Raw genomic sequence first — 18,406 nt, forward strand, 5'->3', positions numbered from 1 at the left:
AGTTTCGGCAACCAACGCAATCGATTGATTTCCCGCTCAAGGGGATTCAAATCGTCTCCGTATATTAATTGCTCCATTCTGTCATCTTTTTGACCTGCTATGACGACCCCGTATATTCCCCGCAAAAAGGTTGTGCAGAAGCGTCGAGAGTACAACGCTTGGGTAGCCACCGAGACGATCGAGGACTATTCCCTTCGCTATGCACCCCAGTCTTTTCGGAAGTGGTCGGAGTTTTTAGTTGCCAATACGGCCTTAGGAGGAATTTCCTTTCTGGCCCTTGAAGCCATCGGCGGATCCTTAGTGATTAGCTATGGATTCAGCAATTCTTTTTGGGCAATTTTGGTGGTGGGGCTGCTGATTGGCCTAGCCGGAATTCCGATTTCCTATTACGCCGCCAAATACAATGTCGATATTGACTTGCTCACCAGAGGCGCAGGCTTTGGTTATATTGGCTCAACCATTACCTCGCTGATTTACGCCTCTTTTACGTTCATTTTCTTTGCGCTGGAAGCGGCGATCCTGGCCCAAGCCCTAGAGCTTTATTGGCACCTTCCCCTATGGCTGGGCTATATCCTTTGCTCTTTGGTGGTGTTGCCGATTGTGTTTTATGGCATCACGGCGATCGAGCGGTTGCAGTTTTGGACCCAACCGATTTGGCTGATTTTGATGGGGTTGCCCTTCGTGTTTGTGGGCCTCAAGGAACCGGCCGCCCTCGATCGCTGGCTGCACTTTGCCGGAAACTCCCCCAGCGGAGCCGCCTTTGATCCCTTGCTGTTTGGCGCGGCGGCCACCGTTTCCTTTTCTCTGATTGCCCAGTTGGGCGAACAGGTAGACTATCTCCGTTTTTTGCCGGAATGTGGCCCCAACAATCGGATTCGCTGGTGGTTAGCGGTGTTGGCGGCGGGGCCCGGTTGGATTGTGCTGGGGGCGGCCAAGCAGTTGGGCGGGGCCTTTTTGGCCACTTTGGCGATCGAGCATGGGGCTTCCTTTGCCAAGGCCAAGGAGCCAATTCAAATGTACTTGGCCGGATTTGCCACCGTTTTTGACGATCCCCAAGTGGTGCTGACGGTGGGGGTGTTTTTCGTAATCATCTCCCAAATCAAAATCAACGTCACGAATGCCTACGCGGGATCCCTGGCCTGGTCAAATTTCTTTTCGCGGCTCACCCATTCCCACCCCGGGCGAGTGGTGTGGTTGGTGTTCAATGTGTCGATCGCCCTGCTGTTGATGGAGTTGGGGGTGTTTGAAACCCTAGAGGCCGTGTTGGGTCTCTATTCCAACGTGGCGATCGCTTGGATTGGGGCGATCGTGGCGGACTTGGTGATTAACAAACCGCTCAAACTCAGTCCGTCCTACATTGAGTTCAAACGCGCCTACCTTTACAACTTCAACCCTGTGGGATTTGGCTCAATGGCGGTGGCTTCGGTCATTGCCATGGTGGCCTTTGTGGGGCTTTTGGGGGAAACACTGCGGGCCTATGCGCCGTTCTTGGCCCTGGGGATTGCCTTCGGTCTGTCGCCCTTGATCGCCTGGGCAACCCAAGGCCGCTACTACATCGCCCGCCCCAATGAAGTGCGCTTGAATTTTCCGGCCGCCACCCTGGTTAGTTGCTGCGTTTGTGACAACGAGTATGAGCCATCGGATTTGGCCTTTTGTCCCGTTTACGACGGCCATATCTGCTCCCTCTGTTGCAGTCTGGATGCCCATTGTCACGATTCCTGCAAGCCCTCCGCAGGCGAGCAGGTGCGCTTGGCTCCCATTGTGGCGCGGGCGATTTTTGGCGATCGCCTGTCTTTGCGGTTGGGCAAGCGGATGGTGCGTTTTGTGGGGTTGTTTGCGGCCATGGCGGCCCTGCTGGGGGCAATTTTTGCGCTGGTTTACACCCTCGGGCCGATCGCCGAGTTGCCCCTCGCGCAACCCGATGCCGAATCGATGCCGCTGCTGGAAACCTTTGGGGTTTTGTATGCGATGTTGCTGGTTTTGTCGGGGATTGCGGTCTGGTGGTGGGTGCTGACCGATGAGAGCCGCGAACTCGCTGAGGAGGAGTTGGACAACCAAAACCTGCAACTTCAGCAGGAAGTGCGCGATCGCGAGGCCGCCGAAGCCGCCCTGCAAGACTTGGCCAAGGATCTGGAGCAGCGGGTGAAACAACGCACTGCCCAATTATCGGAAGCCCTGACGGTGTTGAAAAAAGCCCAAACACAACTGGTTCAAACGGAAAAAATGTCCAGTTTGGGGCAAATGGTGGCGGGGGTGGCCCACGAAATTAATAATCCGGTGAATTTCATTCACGGCAACCTCGAACATGCCTGCAACTATGTGCAAGATGTGTTGGCGCTGTTGGTTGCCTATCAATTGGCCTTTCCCAAAGCCACGCCGGAAATTTTGGAGCTGGCGGACGAAATTGATGTGACGTTTGTGCAGGAAGATTTACCCAAATTGTTGAAATCAATGCGGGTGGGAACCGATCGCATTCGCGAAATTGTCCTGTCCTTGCGCACCTTTTCGCGGCTGGACGAAGCGGAGGTGAAAAGCGTAGACATTCACGCGGGGTTGGATAGCACGCTGATGATTTTGAGCAACCGACTGAAGGCCACGGATCAACGCCCAGCGATTCAGATTCAGAAGCACTATGGCGATTTACCTCCCGTTGAGTGTTACGCGGGGCAAATGAACCAGGTGTTTATGAATTTGCTGACCAATGCGATCGACGCGATCGATGAGGACAAGCGGGGCGATCGGGAACCGCCACAAATCGCCATCACCACCACCTTGGCCGATCCCGAAACGGTGCAGATTGTGATTACGGACAACGGGCCCGGAATTGCACCCGAGGTGCAACGAAACTTGTTTGATGCTTTTTTCACCACCAAAGATGTGGGCAAGGGAACTGGCTTGGGTTTGTCCATTGCCCAACAGATTGTGGTGGAGCGACATGGCGGCCGGTTAACTTGTCGATCGGAACTGAATCATTCAACTAGCTTTTTGATTGAAATTCCAATGCGGCAATTTGTAGAGGATTAGGCGATCGCCTCGCAGATCCAAATCCACACCCCGATCGCCCTGGGCCAGAACGGTCAGCCCCTTGCCCTCAAGATTTGGCAACGGAAACATCAAGACCCCAGGGCTTCAATTGAAACCCTGATTCCGCCGTTGGCAGATCGTGGGGGACAAGATGCTCAAGCCCCTTGTTACAACGACTGGGACAAGGAAAATCAATCGGTTCCGCCTGATCCTAGGAAATGACGATAAGCCCTAAACCCCTGTTGCCGATCGCCCCTGTTTGCCCAACCGAAACACCACAAAATAGGCCAAATAAATGACATAAATTGCCAAGCCTAAAACCCCCAACACACCCAAGAAACTGGGATTGGTGTTGTTGTGGAAATATTCCCGATAGAGCCAGGTGGGTTCCAACCAAACACGGCAAGCCGCATCCTTCACCAGCACTTCGGTGGGTTTCAGGGCACAGGGCAAGGTCAACACCTGCGCCACCGTCCCGATCGCGCAGTAAATCGTCATGGCCCAGCGCCAGGCCTTAAACGCAAACTTCAATCGGCCTTGGGGTTGGTCGTCAATTTCTTCATTTAAATCGACCCAGAACCACAGCCCCAGCGGAATCAGCACCCGCGCCCCCAGCGCCGCCACAAAGCTCACGGGCAAAGAGCCAATCATCAAATACACGGTGATGGCCAGCAGGCTCGAAACCCGCCAATAGATCACCATCAGCTTTTGCAGCGCGTCGGCCTTGGTCACGAGCGCCCACAGCAACAGCCCTAGCGGTATCAAAACGGTAAACAAAACCGCCACGCGGTAGTCCGTCCAAACCAAGGATTCCAACCAGTTTTCAGCCATAGGAAGGGGCGATCGAGCCGACAGATTTTGAGGTTTTGGGTGTGCATTGTGTCGCACACTTTGGCGCACTCTATGCTACCGCGCTGTTTCCCCTTATGGGCCGTGCTGTGGGTGGCGATCGCCCCGACAATGCCCAACCGGTTTGGCTGAATCCCCACAAGTGGCTGCAAGTACCCACAATTCAATATGTACTCGTTATGATTATGACTAAATAATGATGACTAACTCCCAAACGTCATGGCTGATTCTGCCCAGGTTGCCCCACCCAAACGCCGCCTCAACAATGCCTTCCAAAATTTGATGTCCTTGCATTGGTGGATGGCGCTGGCCTATCTCGTTTTGTTTGTGGGAGGAACCTTCATGGCCCAACTGCCGCGCGAGGTTTCCTTTCGCCCCGGTTTCTATGATTTCCACAAGTCGATCGGGATTTTAACCATTGGTTTGTTGTTGGGACGGGTGCTGTTGTTGTTCCGAGTTTGGTGGCGCAAATATTCCCGTCGGCTGCCCAAACTGTCCGCCCATTGGTGGCGTGTATTTCTGCTGCATAGCAGCCTCTATGGCTTCATGATTGTGGTTCCGGTCACGGGTGTTTTTCTGTCTAATTCCGTTAGACCTAATAATGTCAAATTCTTTGGCATTGTTGTGCCGGAACTGTTTCCCCAAAATTCTGAAATGGTGGATTTGGGACGCGGCTTGCACTTTTGGTTTTCCTATAGCTTCTTGGTGTTTGTGATTGCCCACGCGATCGATCAGTGGAAAGTTGTTCGTGCTCTTTGGCGGCGTTGGACAGGCTTTTGGAAAAGGTCATCCCCCAGCAATTCCAAAACGGCCCTCAAGTAATTTCAGGTAATCATCAGTTACTTCTAATGATCTGATAATTATCTGAGGAAAGCCGATTCCCCACAGCGAGAAAACCCCGGAGGATGGATACCACCCCACCTTCCGGGGTTTTGTCATTTGTCTCACTTGCCTTGAAAGCCTAGGGCGATCGCGCTAGGGTATCGAAAGCGCTGCCGTTGACCGAGCAGCACCGATTGCGCATCATTTTGACCAGATCAGCCCCCCTCGATCGCCCTGTGAACCATGGCCCAAACCGCAACCACCGAACAAATTGCCTACGAACTTTCTTGGGTTAGTCGGATGGCGGATCTGAGTCCGCAGGAGTGGGATGCATTAGCCAACCCCCTAAAAACTCCCTTTTTGGAATGGGCTTGGTTGAATAATTTGGAAACATCGGGCAGCGCAATCCCTCAAGAAGGCTGGTTGCCATCCCACTTGGTTGTGCGCCGATCGGGAAAGTTGGTGGCGGCGGCTCCCCTGTATCTCAAGGGACACAGTTATGGCGAATTTGTGTTTGACCAGCAGTGGGCAGATTTGTCCTATCGCCTAGGGGTTGATTACTATCCTAAGCTGTTAGGAATGACCCCTTTTACGCCAGCGGAAGGCTATCGATTCTTAATTGATCCCGCTGAAGATGAACGGGCAATCACTGAAATGATGCTAGGAGAAATTGATCATTTTTGTAGCCGACATCATGTGTCGGGCTGTCATTTTCTATTTGTGGATCCCCAATGGCAACAACTCATTGAATCCTTAGGCGATTTCATTACTTGGAAACATCACAGCTACATTTGGACAAGCCATAACTACCAAACGTTTGAAGATTATCTAGCCAGCTTCAACGCCAATCAGCGCCGCAATATTAAACGCGAGCGCAAATCGATGGTGAATAGTGGCTTGGAGTTCAAAACCTGGCAGGGTTCGCAAATTCCCCATGGTTATTTTTCCAAGGTTTATGATTTTTACAGCAGCACTTGCGAGAAGTTTTGGGGCGGCAGTAAGTATTTAACACGCAAGTTTTTTGTGGATTTGGCCGATCAATTAGCCGATCGCGTGGTGTTGTTTACGGCCCATGCCCACGGTGACGATCGCCACCCGATCGCCCTCTCCTTTTGCATCACCAAGGGCGATCGGCTCTACGGTCGCTATTGGGGTTGCACGCGGGAAATTGACCATCTGCACTTCAATGCCTGTTATTACGAGCCGATCGACTGGGCGATCGCCCACGGAATTCAACTCTTTGACCCCGGCGCGGGGGGACAACACAAACGGCGGCGCGGATTCCCGGCAACCCCTAACCACAGCCTGCACCGGCTTTATCACCCCCGGCTCGATCGCATTTTGCGAACCTATATCGATGAAATTAATCAATGTGAACAACAACAAATTGATGCCATTAACGCTGAGTTGCCATTTAGCCAGACTCAGCCAGAACTAAAACTCTAAAACAAGATTTCTACAGATTTTTTAAGCAAGGTTTTAAGCAAGTCTTTAAGCCGTTTTGCAGCAGAACCTTCATGCAGTTGTTAAACTGGCCTTCTACCTGAAGCGATCGTCCTGTTGCAGGGCATATTCAACAGTAAGGCTGTAGCAGTGGTGTTGCAGGGATTGGGCAGCAGTGCCAGGCTGAGCGATCCTGCGATTCAACGCTGAGCGCCACAACCCATGAACATCGCAGCACAATCACCCCGATCGGCTGGTGTTGTTGAGTGAATCCAATTTCTGGCTACGATCCGCTGGAGCGCCCGTTTTTATGAAGCGTCTGATTCAAATCGCGAGCATGGTTCTGTTGGGGGCGATCGCGGTGGCCACCGTTGAAGATGTGGCCTCCGCCAGATCTGGAAACCTGGCCGGGCGCTGGTTCAACCAAATGGCCAGCCATTGGCAAGCGGGCAAACAACAATTGAGCCAAGTGGGCCAGGGCGATCGCCTCAGTTGCGATCTGGTTTCCGTGGGCCCCAAGCGCCAAATTACCCGACTTTGCGCAGCCCAAAGCCACCTGTGATCTGTGATCAAATCTGCGATCAAAGCTGTAATCAATCAACCAAGCGTTCGATCGCCCAGGATTCGATCTCGCGCTTGGGTTAATTGACGCTGGTGATGAGCGATGATCCGGCGATCGCAATTCGACCAGCATCAGACCAGAATTAGATCCATTTCTTTACGATCGCCGCACATTAATACAGCACCATTCCTGACGCTTCCACAACGTGGCCACAATCCAACCACTTTGCTCCAACGTGTCAGAAATTGCCTTGGCTTGATCTAACAAAATGCCACTCAAAACGCCCCAAGTCTTTTGATGGCTAATTTGCTCTAATTGCGGAATCAAATCCACAATCACTTCCGCCAAAATGTTGCAGAAAAAGCCATCCACTTTGCGATCGCCCAACATCTCTTGTAGCTTCTCAAAAGATCCCTGCTCCAGATGCACCCGATCGGGCTGAATCTGATTCAGTGAAATATTCTCTTGGGTTGCCCGCAAACATAAGGGATCAATATCCACCGCGTAGGCAGTTTTGGCCCCCACCAACAACGCCCCGATCGCCAAAATTCCCGACCCACAACCAATGTCCGCAATGATCTGCTCCGTGGGCTTGCCGTCAAAGCGCATCTCCATCGACTCCATGCAGAGCTGAGTGGTGGGATGGGCCCCCGTGCCAAAGGCAACCCCCGGATCCAAACGCACCACTACCCGCTTACCTGCTTCCGGCACATCCAACCAAGCCGGACAAATCAAGAACTGATCGCCCACTTCCTGCGGTTGCCAATGTTCTTTCCAACTGCTCGACCAATCCTCTTCATCAATCAAATTCCATTTGACCGTTGGCTCAGGCAAATTGGCCAAAATGGCATCTTGGCGTAACCAAAGCGCCAGGGCAGAAAGATCTAAGAGTTGCGCCTGCTCTTGGGGCAAATAGGCGGAAATCAAACAATTCTTGCCTTTATATTGGCTAGAGGTGCCTCGGCAACCAAAATCTTGAGTTCGCCAATAAACGGTGTCTTCGAGTAATGGGTGGCAGCGAATGTTGATTTCCCACCAACTATTAGCCATGGATCAAGTCCTGAAGGGGCGCTTTTGAATTTCTGTCGCTTCATTGTCCCATGGCCCTTGCGATTCCTCAGGCATCAGGCATCAAACATTAACCAGAATTGAGCAGAATCAAGATCCAGCAGGATGAATCAGGATGAATCAGAATTAAGCGAGATGGATTAAGACCCATTACCGATGAGGAGTCCAAAGAGGAGTCCAGCGGGGTGATGATGGGCAACTCAACCGCAATTGCCATCGTATTGCCATGACCGAATTTCCATGACCGACAACCGCGATTATGGGCGATCAAACAAAAAACAATCGATCGCTCCCCACTGATCCGCCAGTCCGCCGCAATTTCGGTTGATAATGGCAAGCGGTGTTCTATCGCCATCCACCGGTCGTGCGCCCAGCCACCGACTTGATTCAACGCGGCGATCGCCCACACGCGATGCCCAGTGCAACCACCAACGGAGACCGATCGATCCTATGACCCGGATTGAAACCAAAACCGAACCGATGGTCGTGAACATGGGCCCCCATCACCCGTCCATGCACGGCGTGTTGCGGCTCATCGTCACCCTCGACGGCGAAAACGTCCTCGACTGCGAACCCGTCATTGGCTATCTCCATCGCGGCATGGAGAAAATCGCCGAAAACCGCACCAACATCATGTTTGTGCCCTACGTCAGTCGGTGGGACTACGCCGCCGGGATGTTCAACGAAGCGATCACGGTTAACGCTCCTGAAAAGCTCGCCGGCATTGAAGTGCCCCGCCGCGCCAGCTACATCCGCATGATCATGCTGGAGCTGAACCGAATCGCCAACCACCTGCTGTGGCTTGGCCCCTTCCTGGCTGATGTGGGTGCGCAAACCCCCTTCTTCTACATCTTCCGCGAACGGGAGATGATCTATGACCTGTGGGAAGCGGCCACGGGCGCACGACTGATTAACAACAACTATTTCCGCATGGGCGGCGTGGCTGCCGACCTACCCTACGGCTGGATCGACAAGTGCCGCGACTTCTGCAACTACTTCGCGCCCAAAATCGACGAATACGAAAAGCTAATCACCAATAACCCAATCTTCCGCCGCCGCGTGGAAGGTATTGGCACAATCAGCCGCGAAGAAGCAATCAACTGGGGTCTATCGGGCCCGATGCTGCGCGGTTCGGGCGTGAAGTGGGATCTGCGGAAAGTCGATCACTACGAGTGCTACGACGAACTGGATTGGGATGTGCAGTGGGAAACCGGCGGCGACTGCTTCGCTCGCTACCTGGTGCGGGTGCGGGAAATGCGCGAGTCGAACAAGATGCTCTTGCAAGCGCTGGATCAGATCCCTGGCGGCCCCTACGAAAACCTGGAAGCCCAACGGATGCTGAGTGGGCCAAAGTCCGAATGGAACGGCTTTGACTACCAATTCATTGGCAAGAAGTTGGCTCCCACGTTCAAGATTCCCAAGGGCGAGCATTATGTGCGCCTGGAAAGCGGTAAGGGCGAACTGGGCGTGTTCATCGTGGGCGATGACAATGTGTTCCCCTGGCGCTTCAAGATCAAGGCTCCGGACTTCACCAACTTGCAAATTCTGCCGCACTTGCTGAAGGGCGTGAAGGTGGCGGACATCATGGCCATCCTGGGCAGCATTGACGTGATTATGGGATCGGTCGATCGCTAAATTTGCCAACCAATCAATCTGCCAACCAATCAATCTGCAAACCGATCTGAATCAAAAGCGAGGTCTTCCTTTGAGGGGATCTCGCTTTTGACTGAGCGCTACCAGAGTCCAGGAATCGGCTCAGAGGAATTTTGATCGAGGTTTACTAGCGATCGAACCTCCAATTCGTATCGGGTGCGATCGGCCCCGGGGCCGGTATTGCGCCGCAAGATTCCCACGGCACTGTAAGACCGATCGAGGCTCCAGGCTTGATCCTCCAGTTGGGCACTTTCCCAACGAATGGCGCGATCGACCTGACCACCCAGGCGCAAAGTCAGTTGCTCAACGCCCGTACACCGCAAATTGCTGAGGGCTAACCATTGAGACCCCGCTTGTAACCCGGCGGGCCCTTGGCAGCGATTGCAATCTCGCTGGTCACCGGGTTGGGCGGTGCTGGGAAAAGGACAGGCCATACGGGTGCAGCCGATCGCCCCCTGTGGATCCGGGCTGGGTTGCAAACGGCCCCGCACTTCAATGAGTCGATCGACCCACCGTTGCGGATTGGCTAACAGATCCGCGATCGAAACCAGTTCCATGCGCCGTTCTTGAACCGAAATCGGCTGTTCCCTTGCAACCGGCATCCCTGGGCGATCGCCCGCCCGGGCCGCGCCGCCAGCGCAGAGCAGCACGGAGAGCAAGGCGGCCCGCCCAAGGAACTGTTTGAACAAGGCTGGATCCTGGAACATCATTGCAACTGGGTTTCTCAAACCTATTTCAGGGGCGATCAAAGCCTAAGAGGATGTTTAAAAAGTATTCTTTGGCACGGGCAAGCACCAATAGTCGTAGGGACAAGGGGCTTAAGCCCCTTGTCTGATTTCAGGGGCGATCAAAGCCTAAGAGGATGTTTAAAAAGTATTCTTTGGCACGGGCAAGCACCAATAGTCGTAGGGACAAGGGGCTTAAGCCCCTTGTCTGAGTCGATCACTGGGGCGTACAGAGTAGCAATTTGGGCTTTTCAGACATCCTCTAAAGGAGTGGCCAAGGGCCAAAGCTGCGATCGCCCTAGGGGGCTAGCTGGCAAACATGGTGGCAATCAGGTCAGCAAACCGCTCAAACACCACGTTTCGCCGCACTTTCATCGTTTGGGTTAACAGACCGTTTTCGATCGACAGGGGTTCCGCCAAAAAACGGAAGATGCTAATGCGTTCTTCGGCTTTGTAACCGGGGCGATTTTTCACTTCCCGCGCCAACTCATCTCGAATCAAGGCCTGTACCCGATCGCTTTGGAGATCCACCGGATCAAGCCCCTGCTCTGTGGCCCAAGCGGCGATCGCCTCCTGGTTGGGCACAATCAAAGCCCCGAGCGTCTTTTGGTCTTGACCCACCAACACAATTTGGCTGATGTAGGGACTGCGAATACAGGCATCCTCGATCGGCTGGGGTTCAATATTTTCCCCATTGGTCAGGACGATCGTGTCCTTGGCTCGACCGGTGATGGTGATGTCCCTGAGCGGCGACAGCCAACCCAAATCTCCCGTATCAAACCAGCCTTCCGGGTCGATCGCCTTTGCCGTTGCCTCCGGTTTGCCAAAGTAGCCCGCCATGATTTGTGGGCCCCGGGCCAGAATCAGGCCCTTTTCGCCCGCTGGCAGCGGCTGGCGGGTTTCCAAATCAACCGATCGCAACTCCGTGGCCGGCAGCGGCAGCCCAGAAGTCCCCCGCAAATTTCGCCAATTACGTCGCACCGTCAGCACCGGGGAAGTCTCCGTCAGACCATAGCCCACCAGCACATTCACCCCCACAATCTCAAAGAACATTTCCAGGTGGGCCGCCAAGGAACCGCCGCCACTGATGGCATACCGCAGCTCGCCCCCGGTGGCTTGCCGAATTTTTTGATACACCAGTCGATCGCCCAATCGGTGCAGCGGCCAATGGGCGATCGCCCCTGCCCCCGCCAGCAATTTTTCCAAACCCGCCGCCGGTTTCGATCGCAACTCCAGCCCCTGCCAACGGCGCTTGGCCCGCACGTAACGCTCACTGAACCCCAAAAAGGTTTGGGCAATTTTTTGGGTACCGGCCGGTTGGGATTGGAATTGCTTTTGCACCCCTTCATAAATCGACTCCCACAGGCGCGGCACAGCCATCATGTATTGGGGGCGATGGGTCTTCAAATCCGCCTTGAGCTGGCGAATGTTGGTGTAAACCAAAACGCAACCTTGACAGAGCAAGTAATAGTCCCCAATGCGGCCAAAGGAGTGCCAGGTGGGCAACAGCGTCAACACCCGATCGCCCGGTTGGGGAGCCACCACCGTTCGGAACGCACTGAGCTGATAGAGATAGTTCCCGTGGGACAACATCACCCCCTTCGGTTGCCCCGTGGTTCCGGAGGTATAGATCAGCGTGGCTAGGGTGTTTGGATCCTGTTGGGGCGGCTGCCAAGGGTGAGTTTTCAGGCGATCGCGCCCCCGCTCCAGCAACGCCAAAAAATTCAAAAGCAACACATCATCCCCGATCGCACCCGATCGCACCGGCTCCTCATCCGACAACAGCACGATCGCCACCAAAGGCAAATCTCCCAGGCGATCGGCCAACCGATTCAGAGTCTTTTGATTCTCAACAATCAAGAGTCGCGCCCCACTGTCCGCCAGGATGTAGCGCAACTCCTCCGTTTCTGCCAAAGAACTTCGCACCGCATTGGCAAACCCCGCCGCCATCGTGCCCTGATCCGCCACAAACCACCGAGCACTGTTGTCCGCAAACAGCGCCACCCGAGGCGGCACAGCCAATCCGGCCTCCTCCCGCGCACTGGCATCCTCAGGACTCAGCAGCGTTTGCAGTCCCGCCGCAAACGTTTGCAGGTATTCCAGCAGTTCCGCAAAATTCAGCTCCAGCGCTGGTGACGAGTGGCAATCGCGCAGGGCCGGCAACGTGCCAAAGCGTTGGGCCGCCCGCACCCACACCTGAGTCAAATTTTGTGCGCCCGAATAATCCACGGCACGGCCCATCTGGGCCCGATCCTGGGGAAATAGCTCCGATTCGGCAAAGGCAGAAGCAATCATGGCAAAGGGGTGCTAGAACAGGCGATCAACAAAGCAACACAACCCTATCGGGTCATTTGCCGCTTCAGCAACTCCCTCTGGGCGATCGGATAAATGTCCCCCTTGCCCACAACCAACTCAACCATTGCTTCAGGCCAGCGATTCAAAATGCCATCCAAGGCCAACCCCGAAAACGCCATTTTCTGACCGAGAACACTCTATTTAGGTAGACTTTGAGCTAGACAAATGATTTAACCTAAAATTCATCAAAAACAACTTTAAGTGATATACACTGAGCGTGATGCTTGATGGGTAAAAAATTCAGTATTTTCCTCCTCAGGTTATCCAGTCAACCCATTATCGCTGAATTTAAATCCTCCATGGAATACAGTCTCAGCCAATTTACAGATACAGTTCCTGACTCCGATCGTCCGCTACTAGACCGCTCAAGCCCACCCGCCCACATGACTCCCGACCAGGAGTACTGGCGCAAATATGGCTATCTTGTTGTCGAAAATCTTATTCCACATGATCTAATAGATCGCTACTGTGAGAGATTCGTTCAAGACACTCTAAGTGTTGGAAAGATTGGCTACCTTAGCCCAACCCCCTATCTGGAAGTGGATGAAATTAAGAATCTTTGTCTTTATCCACCACTTTTAGAAAAAATGCGGGAACTCATTGGTCATGAAATGGCCATGCATCTGAACTTGACCAACTGGAAATCTACTCAGCGTAATTGGCATCAGGATGATTACCTAAACCCAATGGGGGTGAATGCCCACTATGCAGGTGTTTGGTTTGCTTTGGACTATATCCATCCCGATGCGGGGCCGTTTGAATTTGTCCCCGGCTCCCATCGATGGGATGTATGTCGCATGGAAAAGGTACTCTCCGCATTGCCACCGGAAGTTCGTCACGACCCAGATTGGCCATGGCACGCAGAAAAGATTCTCAATCCCCTTTACGATGAAGAGATTGCCCGTAAGGGTGCAAGACCAGTGACCTGGTGTGGCAAAAAGGGAGATGTACTCATCTGGCACGCTTGGCTGCTGCATCGTGGCAGTTTCCCGAAAGATCCGGAAATTTTGCGCCCTACGATCATCACGCATTATTCCAGTGTGAATCATCGACCGGACATGCCCATCATTGCGGAATATTCCTCCTATAATCCGCCCGCAAAATATTTTGTTTTTGACCGTCCCTCGGAAGCAGAGCTGACAAACGCGCAGGGAGCACCTTCCAATTCCGATTCTGAATTGCTGGTGTCTGAACCATCAATCACAAACTCCACTCAAAACTCAAATTCAATGGTTCTCTTCTAAAGGTTTCGTCATGCTTCTTCAGAGTGATGACTCAGATTCGCTTATTCCTACCAGTCATCAGGCTGCTGTTTTTGACAAAACTTCAAGTCATTCGGATGTTAACCCAGTCAAGACTTGTTGAAATCAAGAGTCCAACTCAAGAGTTGCCAAAATGGTTCTAACTCCTGATACTGTGAAGCATCGGCCTATAGCTGGCTATGATTGAGCGTGCGATGGGTTTGGAGATAGGGTGAGCATACAGCCTTTACCTCACTGCATAGGCAAAGTGATCTGCAAAGTAGGCATTACCTATCTACTGACTGCTTCAGGTCATCTGCAATATGACGAACCAATTGTTGTAGGTAAAGGCTGTATCTTAGTCACAACTGCCCAGAGATTAGGCTGTTATCATTTTTAGCTGGTTTCATTTATCTATGAAGATCCATCCTAATTCTGTTCTTAAGAAAGCACCGTTCTTTAAAATTGACCTCGGCTGTGGTGGATGCAAACGAGAAGGAACGATTGGCATCGATAATTTTCCGCAGCCAGGTGTTGATTATGTCTTAAATCTAACGTCTGACCCTATTCCTCTGCCCGATCAAAGTGTTGACAAGGTTTACTCATCCCACTTTCTAGAGCATGTCCAAGACAATGATTGGACGGGGCACATTTTTCCGGAAATTAGTCGCGTCTGCGTTTCTGGGGCGGAGTTAGAGCTTTGGACTCCCTACAATTGGTCGAATTCTGCATTTATCATGGGGCATCGGAAATACATTAATGAAGATGATTATTTTCATTTATGTGTTTGGCATTATCAAGTTTGGGAAGCAACGCTAAAGGCTCGTTGGTTGTTGCGGGAAATTTGCTATGTGATTCCAACCGATGTGCTGGTTGATTTGCATCGTCATGGTGTGTCTTTAGATTTTGCCTTGCGCTATTTCAAAGGCATTGTTCAGGAAATCGGGGTTTTTATCGAAGTGCAACATGACTATGATGGGCCGCCGGTTGAGCCAAAGCGGACTTTTGCCATCACCCGCGATTCTGAGCACTACCCTGTGAAACCCGATCGGAGCCCAGCGGAGTGGTCGGATGTGGAAGCGGCAATTCGTGCTTTTCGGGGCTAGGTGGTTGATTGAACCCTGACGGAATGGAATCCCCCTAATTCAATCCTGTGCTGACTGTTGCGATTCCGACCTATAACGGGGCCGATCGCCTGCCGATCGTTCTGGAGGCGTTGTTGGCCCAGGTGGAAACCCAGGCGATCGACTGGGACATTTGGGTGATTGACAACAATAGTGACGATCGCACCCGGGAGGTGGTGGCCGCCTTCCAAGCTCGATCGGCCCGAATTCATTGGGATCAAGAGCCACAACAGGGCGCGGCCTTTGCCCGGCAACGGGCGATCGTGCGATCGGGTGCGGATTGGGTGGCTTTTCTGGACGATGACACCGTGCCGGATCCCGATTGGGTAGCCCAGGCGTGGCAGTTTGCCCAGAGCGATTGGGTCGATCGAAACCTGGTGGGGGCTTTTGGGGGGCGCATCCTGCCGGTTTTGGAGGGGCCGGAACCGGTGGGGTTTGCACGGATTCGATCGCTCTTTGCGATTGTCGATCGGGGCGATCGGCCGTTTGTCTATGAGCCAGGGCGCGGCCTGTTGCCGCCGTCTGCGGGGTTGGTGGTGCGTCGGGCCGCTTGGCTGGCGGCCGTGCCACCTCGGTTAATTTTGGGCGGGCGAACGGGAAACACCTGGCTCACTTCCGAAGATTTGGAAGCATTGGTTTATCTTCAGCGAACGGGCTACCGGGTAGCCTACTGCCCCACATTGCGAATGAGTCACCGGCTCCCGGCAACCCGCTTCACGGCGGATTATCTCCGTTCCTTTGCTCAGGGCATTGGCTGGAGTCGCTATGTGGTGCGGCTGTTGCGGGTGGATCGATCGCGCCGATTCCTCATCCCGTGGTTCTATGGTCTGTCCGATTTGCGTCGGTTGTTGGGCTGGTGGCTGCAACATCCAGGGGGGTGGCGATCGTCAGATCCGGTCTTGGTTTGCGAGCGATCGCTCCTGATCAGCACCCTGACGAGTCCTTGGGTGATGGGTCGCTGGTTTCGCGATCAAGAGCACCGGGGCGATCGCCAAGCCATTGCCCGTGCAGCTCAACTGGCGGCCAGCTCGTCGCAGCCATGGACTCCCCAAATTGCGATCACGATTCCGATTTACAACGGAGCCGATCGACTGCCTGCCCTGTTCGATCGGCTCCAAGCGTTGGAAATGCCGCCCGATTTGCGGTGGGAAATTTGGGCGATCGACAACAACAGCAACGACGGCACGATCGCCCAACTGCGCCAAATTCAACAAACTTGGAACCGCTGCCCTTTACACATCAGCCAAGAACCACGCCAGGGAGCTGCCTTTGCCCGACAACGGGCCGTGCGGTTGACGGCCGCCCCTTGGGTGGCCTTTTTGGACGATGACAACTGGCCGGAACCGGACTGGCTACGGGAGGCGATCGCCTTTGCGGAGGCCCATCCCCAGGTTGGGGCCTTTGGGGGCAAGGTTTTGGGAGCCTACGCGATCGACCCGCCGCCTGCCCTGCGTGACTTGGAAGGCTATTTAGCCATTCGCAGCTATCCTGAGTTTGCCGATCGCCCCGGCCCCTTCCTGGCCCAGCAGTTACGCCTCCCGCCCGCTGCGGCGTTGATTGTCAATCGTGCCGCTTGGTTAGCCACCGTGCCCCCGGAACCCCAATTAAGCGGGAAATTAGCCGGTCGATTCGTGCAGGGGGATGATTATGAACCCTTGCTGTACCTGGCGCGTGCGGGCTGGGAAATTTGGTTTGCACCCCGCCTAAAAACCCATCACCAAATTCCCGCTTGGCGGCTCGATCGCGCCTATCTGATTCGTCTGGCCCGGGCCTGTGGGTTGGCTACGTTTGCCCTCAAACGGATCATTACCCCCCCGATCGCCTGGCCCGGGTTGGCGCTGCGAATCATGGTTGCCAATGGCTACAAAGCCCTGAAATTAGGACAATTGCGCCAAAGTTCTGACCCCTCGATCGCCCTCACGGCCACGGTGCGCCAATCCTTTTTCTGGGGTTGCGCCCTCAGTCCCTTGGTGCAACTCCGATTGCCTGGGGGTCGGAAGCCCAAGACCTAGGCGATCGACTAGGAGCGATCGATTAGAGAGCGGGGAGAGGGCTGCGAGTTATTAGGCTGCGAGTTATTAGAATCCTGGCTTTCGCGATCTTGCTGATCCACCGCATCGGGACGCGACTCGATCGGGGAGTCTACCTCATCAGACTCAGAGGACGAATTGGGGCGATCGGTTGAAGTTGGCGTAGATTCAGGAACTTCAGCTCCAGCAGGGCTGCTTCCCGATCGTTCAACCCCTTGCTGACGAGCCTTATAGAAGGTTTCCAGACTGTGGCGATCGCCCACAAAGCGCCAATGCCAAGGTTCATAGGACACGCCTTGACGATTGCCCTCTGGAAACGACAACTCGAAATTAAACCGAGCCGCATGATCCGCCAGCCAGCGAAAAGCCCTCGTTTGTTCAAAGTTTTGATTCAAATTGGTTGAAGGCGCATTGGCATCCCCAATATCCACCGCATAGCCCGTGTGGTGTTCGCTATAGCCAGGGGGCGCACTCACTTCAGCCCGTTTGGTGGCCGCTTGGTTACGGGCAGCCTTGATGTTAAAAAACACGGACTGTTGCTGTTCCACGGAGCGAAACGCCGACAGCACCACCAAATTCACCCCATCCGCCCGCGCCGCAGCGGCCATGGAGCGATAGGCCCGAGCCGCCGATCGCCGCAATCGCATTTGGCCATCGTTGCCAATGGGGCTAAGTTCCGATTGGGGTGCTTCTTCGTAGGGTAAATGGCCCAATAGGGAGTTGGGATCTGGCGTAGGGCTGGCGGGAGCCGTGGGGCTGGGGGTGCTACCGATCATTTGGTCTAAGCGAGCCTGCCAGGCATTGGGCAACTGCCGCGCTGACCAAAGGTAGGCAAAACCGCCCGCCGCGATCGCTCCGAGGCCCAACAATCCCCCCAAAAGACCGAGCCAGGGCCGCCCCTGGGGCCGCGCTGGCCCATTCACCGCCTGTTGATTCGCATCGCGCACCGCTTCCGGCACTTCGGCGCTCCCCACCACTGTCAGCAAGCCAGCTTCCAACTCGGAAGCGCGATCGGGGCGCGTGCGTTTTGACACTTTGGGGCCCGCTCCCGCCGCCGAGGAAGGCTTGGCAGTTTGGTTCGATTCAGCCTTCTTAGCCCTATCCGAAGCATCCATACTGAACCACTGGGGCGCGTGCTAGACGATTGCAGCAAAAACTACGCCCCCATTCTAGGGATATTCATCCGCGCCATGGGCCCAAGGCCAAAAAATCAGCCCCTTGGCCAGAAGTTGACTCGCAACTCAAGGGCCTGATTGTTCAGGATCGCAGCGCGAGCACCGGGGTTTTGGAATTTGGATCAGGTTATTTCTGGGTGTTTGCTCTCTGTGCTAGCTTGAGGCGCTTAGAGGATGTTTGAAAAGTATCTTTTGGCCTGTGCCAAACACCAATAGTTGTGGGGGCAAGATGCTCAAGCCCCTTGTCTAAGTCGAGCACTGGAGCGGACAGAGTAGCAATTTTGGCTTTTCAGACATCCTCTTATGGGTGGATGAGCAGGCTATTTCTTTAGATT

Annotated in this window: 15 protein-coding genes; 8 read left to right on the forward strand and 7 right to left on the reverse strand. The window is 54.1% G+C overall.

Translation table 11 applies throughout. From position 1 onward, the window contains the following. Positions 1–99: 99 nt before the first annotated feature. Complete coding sequence (locus AC2IAX_RS13830; RefSeq protein ID WP_494387997.1) at positions 100–3,024, forward strand: ATP-binding protein; 2,925 nt, start codon at positions 100–102, stop codon at positions 3,022–3,024. Positions 3,025–3,255: 231 nt separating this feature from the next. Here the strand turns inward: AC2IAX_RS13830 and AC2IAX_RS13835 are convergent, their stop codons facing one another. Continuing rightward, entirely contained in the window at positions 3,256–3,855 is a 600-nt protein-coding gene (locus AC2IAX_RS13835) for a DUF3177 family protein (RefSeq protein WP_494387998.1), read from the reverse strand. A gap of 237 nt (positions 3,856–4,092) precedes the next feature. Between AC2IAX_RS13835 and AC2IAX_RS13840 the strand changes: the two genes are divergently transcribed. From AC2IAX_RS13840 to AC2IAX_RS13850, 3 genes are all read left to right on the forward strand, one after another. Next, positions 4,093–4,695, forward strand: a complete 603-nt coding sequence (locus AC2IAX_RS13840; RefSeq protein WP_494387999.1) for a cytochrome b — start codon at positions 4,093–4,095, stop codon at positions 4,693–4,695. Positions 4,696–4,938: 243 nt separating this feature from the next. Then, the gene (locus tag AC2IAX_RS13845; RefSeq protein ID WP_494388000.1) at positions 4,939–6,141 is read left to right on the forward strand and encodes a GNAT family N-acetyltransferase; all 1,203 of its coding nucleotides are present in this window, start codon (positions 4,939–4,941) and stop codon (positions 6,139–6,141) included. Between the two features lie 307 nt (positions 6,142–6,448). Next, a complete protein-coding gene (locus tag AC2IAX_RS13850) occupies positions 6,449–6,700 on the forward strand; it encodes a hypothetical protein (protein WP_494388001.1) in 252 nt (83 codons plus the stop codon). Positions 6,701–6,856: 156 nt separating this feature from the next. Here AC2IAX_RS13850 and prmA read toward each other — a convergent pair whose 3' ends face one another. Together prmA and AC2IAX_RS13860 are read right to left on the reverse strand one after the other, a co-directional pair. Continuing rightward, a complete protein-coding gene (gene prmA, locus AC2IAX_RS13855; RefSeq protein WP_494388002.1) occupies positions 6,857–7,750 on the reverse strand; it encodes a 50S ribosomal protein L11 methyltransferase in 894 nt (297 codons plus the stop codon). 88 nt (positions 7,751–7,838) lie between these two features. Beyond that, complete coding sequence (locus tag AC2IAX_RS13860) at positions 7,839–8,177, reverse strand: hypothetical protein (protein ID WP_494388003.1); 339 nt, start codon at positions 8,175–8,177, stop codon at positions 7,839–7,841. Between the two features lie 41 nt (positions 8,178–8,218). Here AC2IAX_RS13860 and AC2IAX_RS13865 point away from each other — a divergent pair, with 41 nt between their 5' ends. Continuing rightward, positions 8,219–9,403 carry an NAD(P)H-quinone oxidoreductase subunit H gene (locus tag AC2IAX_RS13865; protein ID WP_494388004.1) on the forward strand — a complete coding sequence of 395 codons (1,185 nt, stop codon included), beginning with the start codon at positions 8,219–8,221 and terminating at the stop codon, positions 9,401–9,403. Positions 9,404–9,501: 98 nt separating this feature from the next. Here the strand turns inward: AC2IAX_RS13865 and AC2IAX_RS13870 are convergent, their stop codons facing one another. The 3 genes from AC2IAX_RS13870 to AC2IAX_RS13880 all read right to left on the reverse strand — a co-directional run bounded on the left by AC2IAX_RS13870 (position 9,502) and on the right by AC2IAX_RS13880 (position 12,620). Continuing rightward, positions 9,502–10,110: a hypothetical protein gene (locus tag AC2IAX_RS13870; protein ID WP_494388005.1), complete on the reverse strand. Its 609-nt coding sequence runs from the start codon at positions 10,108–10,110 to the stop codon at positions 9,502–9,504. 342 nt (positions 10,111–10,452) lie between these two features. Beyond that, positions 10,453–12,441: an AMP-dependent synthetase/ligase gene (locus AC2IAX_RS13875; RefSeq protein ID WP_494388006.1), complete on the reverse strand. Its 1,989-nt coding sequence runs from the start codon at positions 12,439–12,441 to the stop codon at positions 10,453–10,455. A 44-nt stretch (positions 12,442–12,485) separates the two neighbouring features. After that, positions 12,486–12,620, reverse strand: a complete 135-nt coding sequence (locus AC2IAX_RS13880) for a hypothetical protein (RefSeq protein WP_494388007.1) — start codon at positions 12,618–12,620, stop codon at positions 12,486–12,488. 108 nt (positions 12,621–12,728) lie between these two features. Here AC2IAX_RS13880 and AC2IAX_RS13885 point away from each other — a divergent pair, with 108 nt between their 5' ends. The 3 genes from AC2IAX_RS13885 to hpsE all read left to right on the forward strand — a co-directional run bounded on the left by AC2IAX_RS13885 (position 12,729) and on the right by hpsE (position 16,878). Continuing rightward, on the forward strand, positions 12,729–13,745 hold the full coding sequence (locus AC2IAX_RS13885) for a phytanoyl-CoA dioxygenase family protein (RefSeq protein WP_494388008.1): 1,017 nt from the start codon (positions 12,729–12,731) through the stop codon (positions 13,743–13,745). A 413-nt stretch (positions 13,746–14,158) separates the two neighbouring features. Further along, a complete protein-coding gene (locus AC2IAX_RS13890) occupies positions 14,159–14,848 on the forward strand; it encodes a methyltransferase domain-containing protein (protein ID WP_494388009.1) in 690 nt (229 codons plus the stop codon). A 47-nt stretch (positions 14,849–14,895) separates the two neighbouring features. After that, positions 14,896–16,878 carry a hormogonium polysaccharide biosynthesis glycosyltransferase HpsE gene (hpsE, locus tag AC2IAX_RS13895; protein WP_494388010.1) on the forward strand — a complete coding sequence of 661 codons (1,983 nt, stop codon included), beginning with the start codon at positions 14,896–14,898 and terminating at the stop codon, positions 16,876–16,878. 8 nt (positions 16,879–16,886) lie between these two features. Here the strand turns inward: hpsE and AC2IAX_RS13900 are convergent, their stop codons facing one another. Beyond that, the gene (locus AC2IAX_RS13900) at positions 16,887–18,011 is read right to left on the reverse strand and encodes a M15 family metallopeptidase (protein ID WP_494388011.1); all 1,125 of its coding nucleotides are present in this window, start codon (positions 18,009–18,011) and stop codon (positions 16,887–16,889) included. Positions 18,012–18,406: the final 395 nt, after the last annotated feature.

This window comes from Limnothrix sp. HT2024 (genome assembly GCF_059138625.1).

What these genes read in the sequence shown, in the direction of transcription:
- AC2IAX_RS13830 (WP_494387997.1), top strand. Translation starts at nt 100, where the DNA reads ATGACGACCCCGTATATTCCCCGCAAAAAGGTTGTGCAGAAGCGTCGA.
- AC2IAX_RS13835 (WP_494387998.1), bottom strand. Translation starts at nt 3,855, where the DNA reads ATGGCTGAAAACTGGTTGGAATCCTTGGTTTGGACGGACTACCGCGTG.
- AC2IAX_RS13850 (WP_494388001.1), top strand. Translation starts at nt 6,449, where the DNA reads ATGAAGCGTCTGATTCAAATCGCGAGCATGGTTCTGTTGGGGGCGATC.
- AC2IAX_RS13885 (WP_494388008.1), top strand. Translation starts at nt 12,729, where the DNA reads ATGGGTAAAAAATTCAGTATTTTCCTCCTCAGGTTATCCAGTCAACCC.
- AC2IAX_RS13880 (WP_494388007.1), bottom strand. Translation starts at nt 12,620, where the DNA reads ATGGCGTTTTCGGGGTTGGCCTTGGATGGCATTTTGAATCGCTGGCCT.
- AC2IAX_RS13865 (WP_494388004.1), top strand. Translation starts at nt 8,219, where the DNA reads ATGACCCGGATTGAAACCAAAACCGAACCGATGGTCGTGAACATGGGC.
- prmA (WP_494388002.1), bottom strand. Translation starts at nt 7,750, where the DNA reads ATGGCTAATAGTTGGTGGGAAATCAACATTCGCTGCCACCCATTACTC.
- AC2IAX_RS13890 (WP_494388009.1), top strand. Translation starts at nt 14,159, where the DNA reads ATGAAGATCCATCCTAATTCTGTTCTTAAGAAAGCACCGTTCTTTAAA.
- AC2IAX_RS13845 (WP_494388000.1), top strand. Translation starts at nt 4,939, where the DNA reads ATGGCCCAAACCGCAACCACCGAACAAATTGCCTACGAACTTTCTTGG.
- AC2IAX_RS13840 (WP_494387999.1), top strand. Translation starts at nt 4,093, where the DNA reads ATGGCTGATTCTGCCCAGGTTGCCCCACCCAAACGCCGCCTCAACAAT.
- AC2IAX_RS13875 (WP_494388006.1), bottom strand. Translation starts at nt 12,441, where the DNA reads ATGATTGCTTCTGCCTTTGCCGAATCGGAGCTATTTCCCCAGGATCGG.
- AC2IAX_RS13900 (WP_494388011.1), bottom strand. Translation starts at nt 18,011, where the DNA reads ATGGATGCTTCGGATAGGGCTAAGAAGGCTGAATCGAACCAAACTGCC.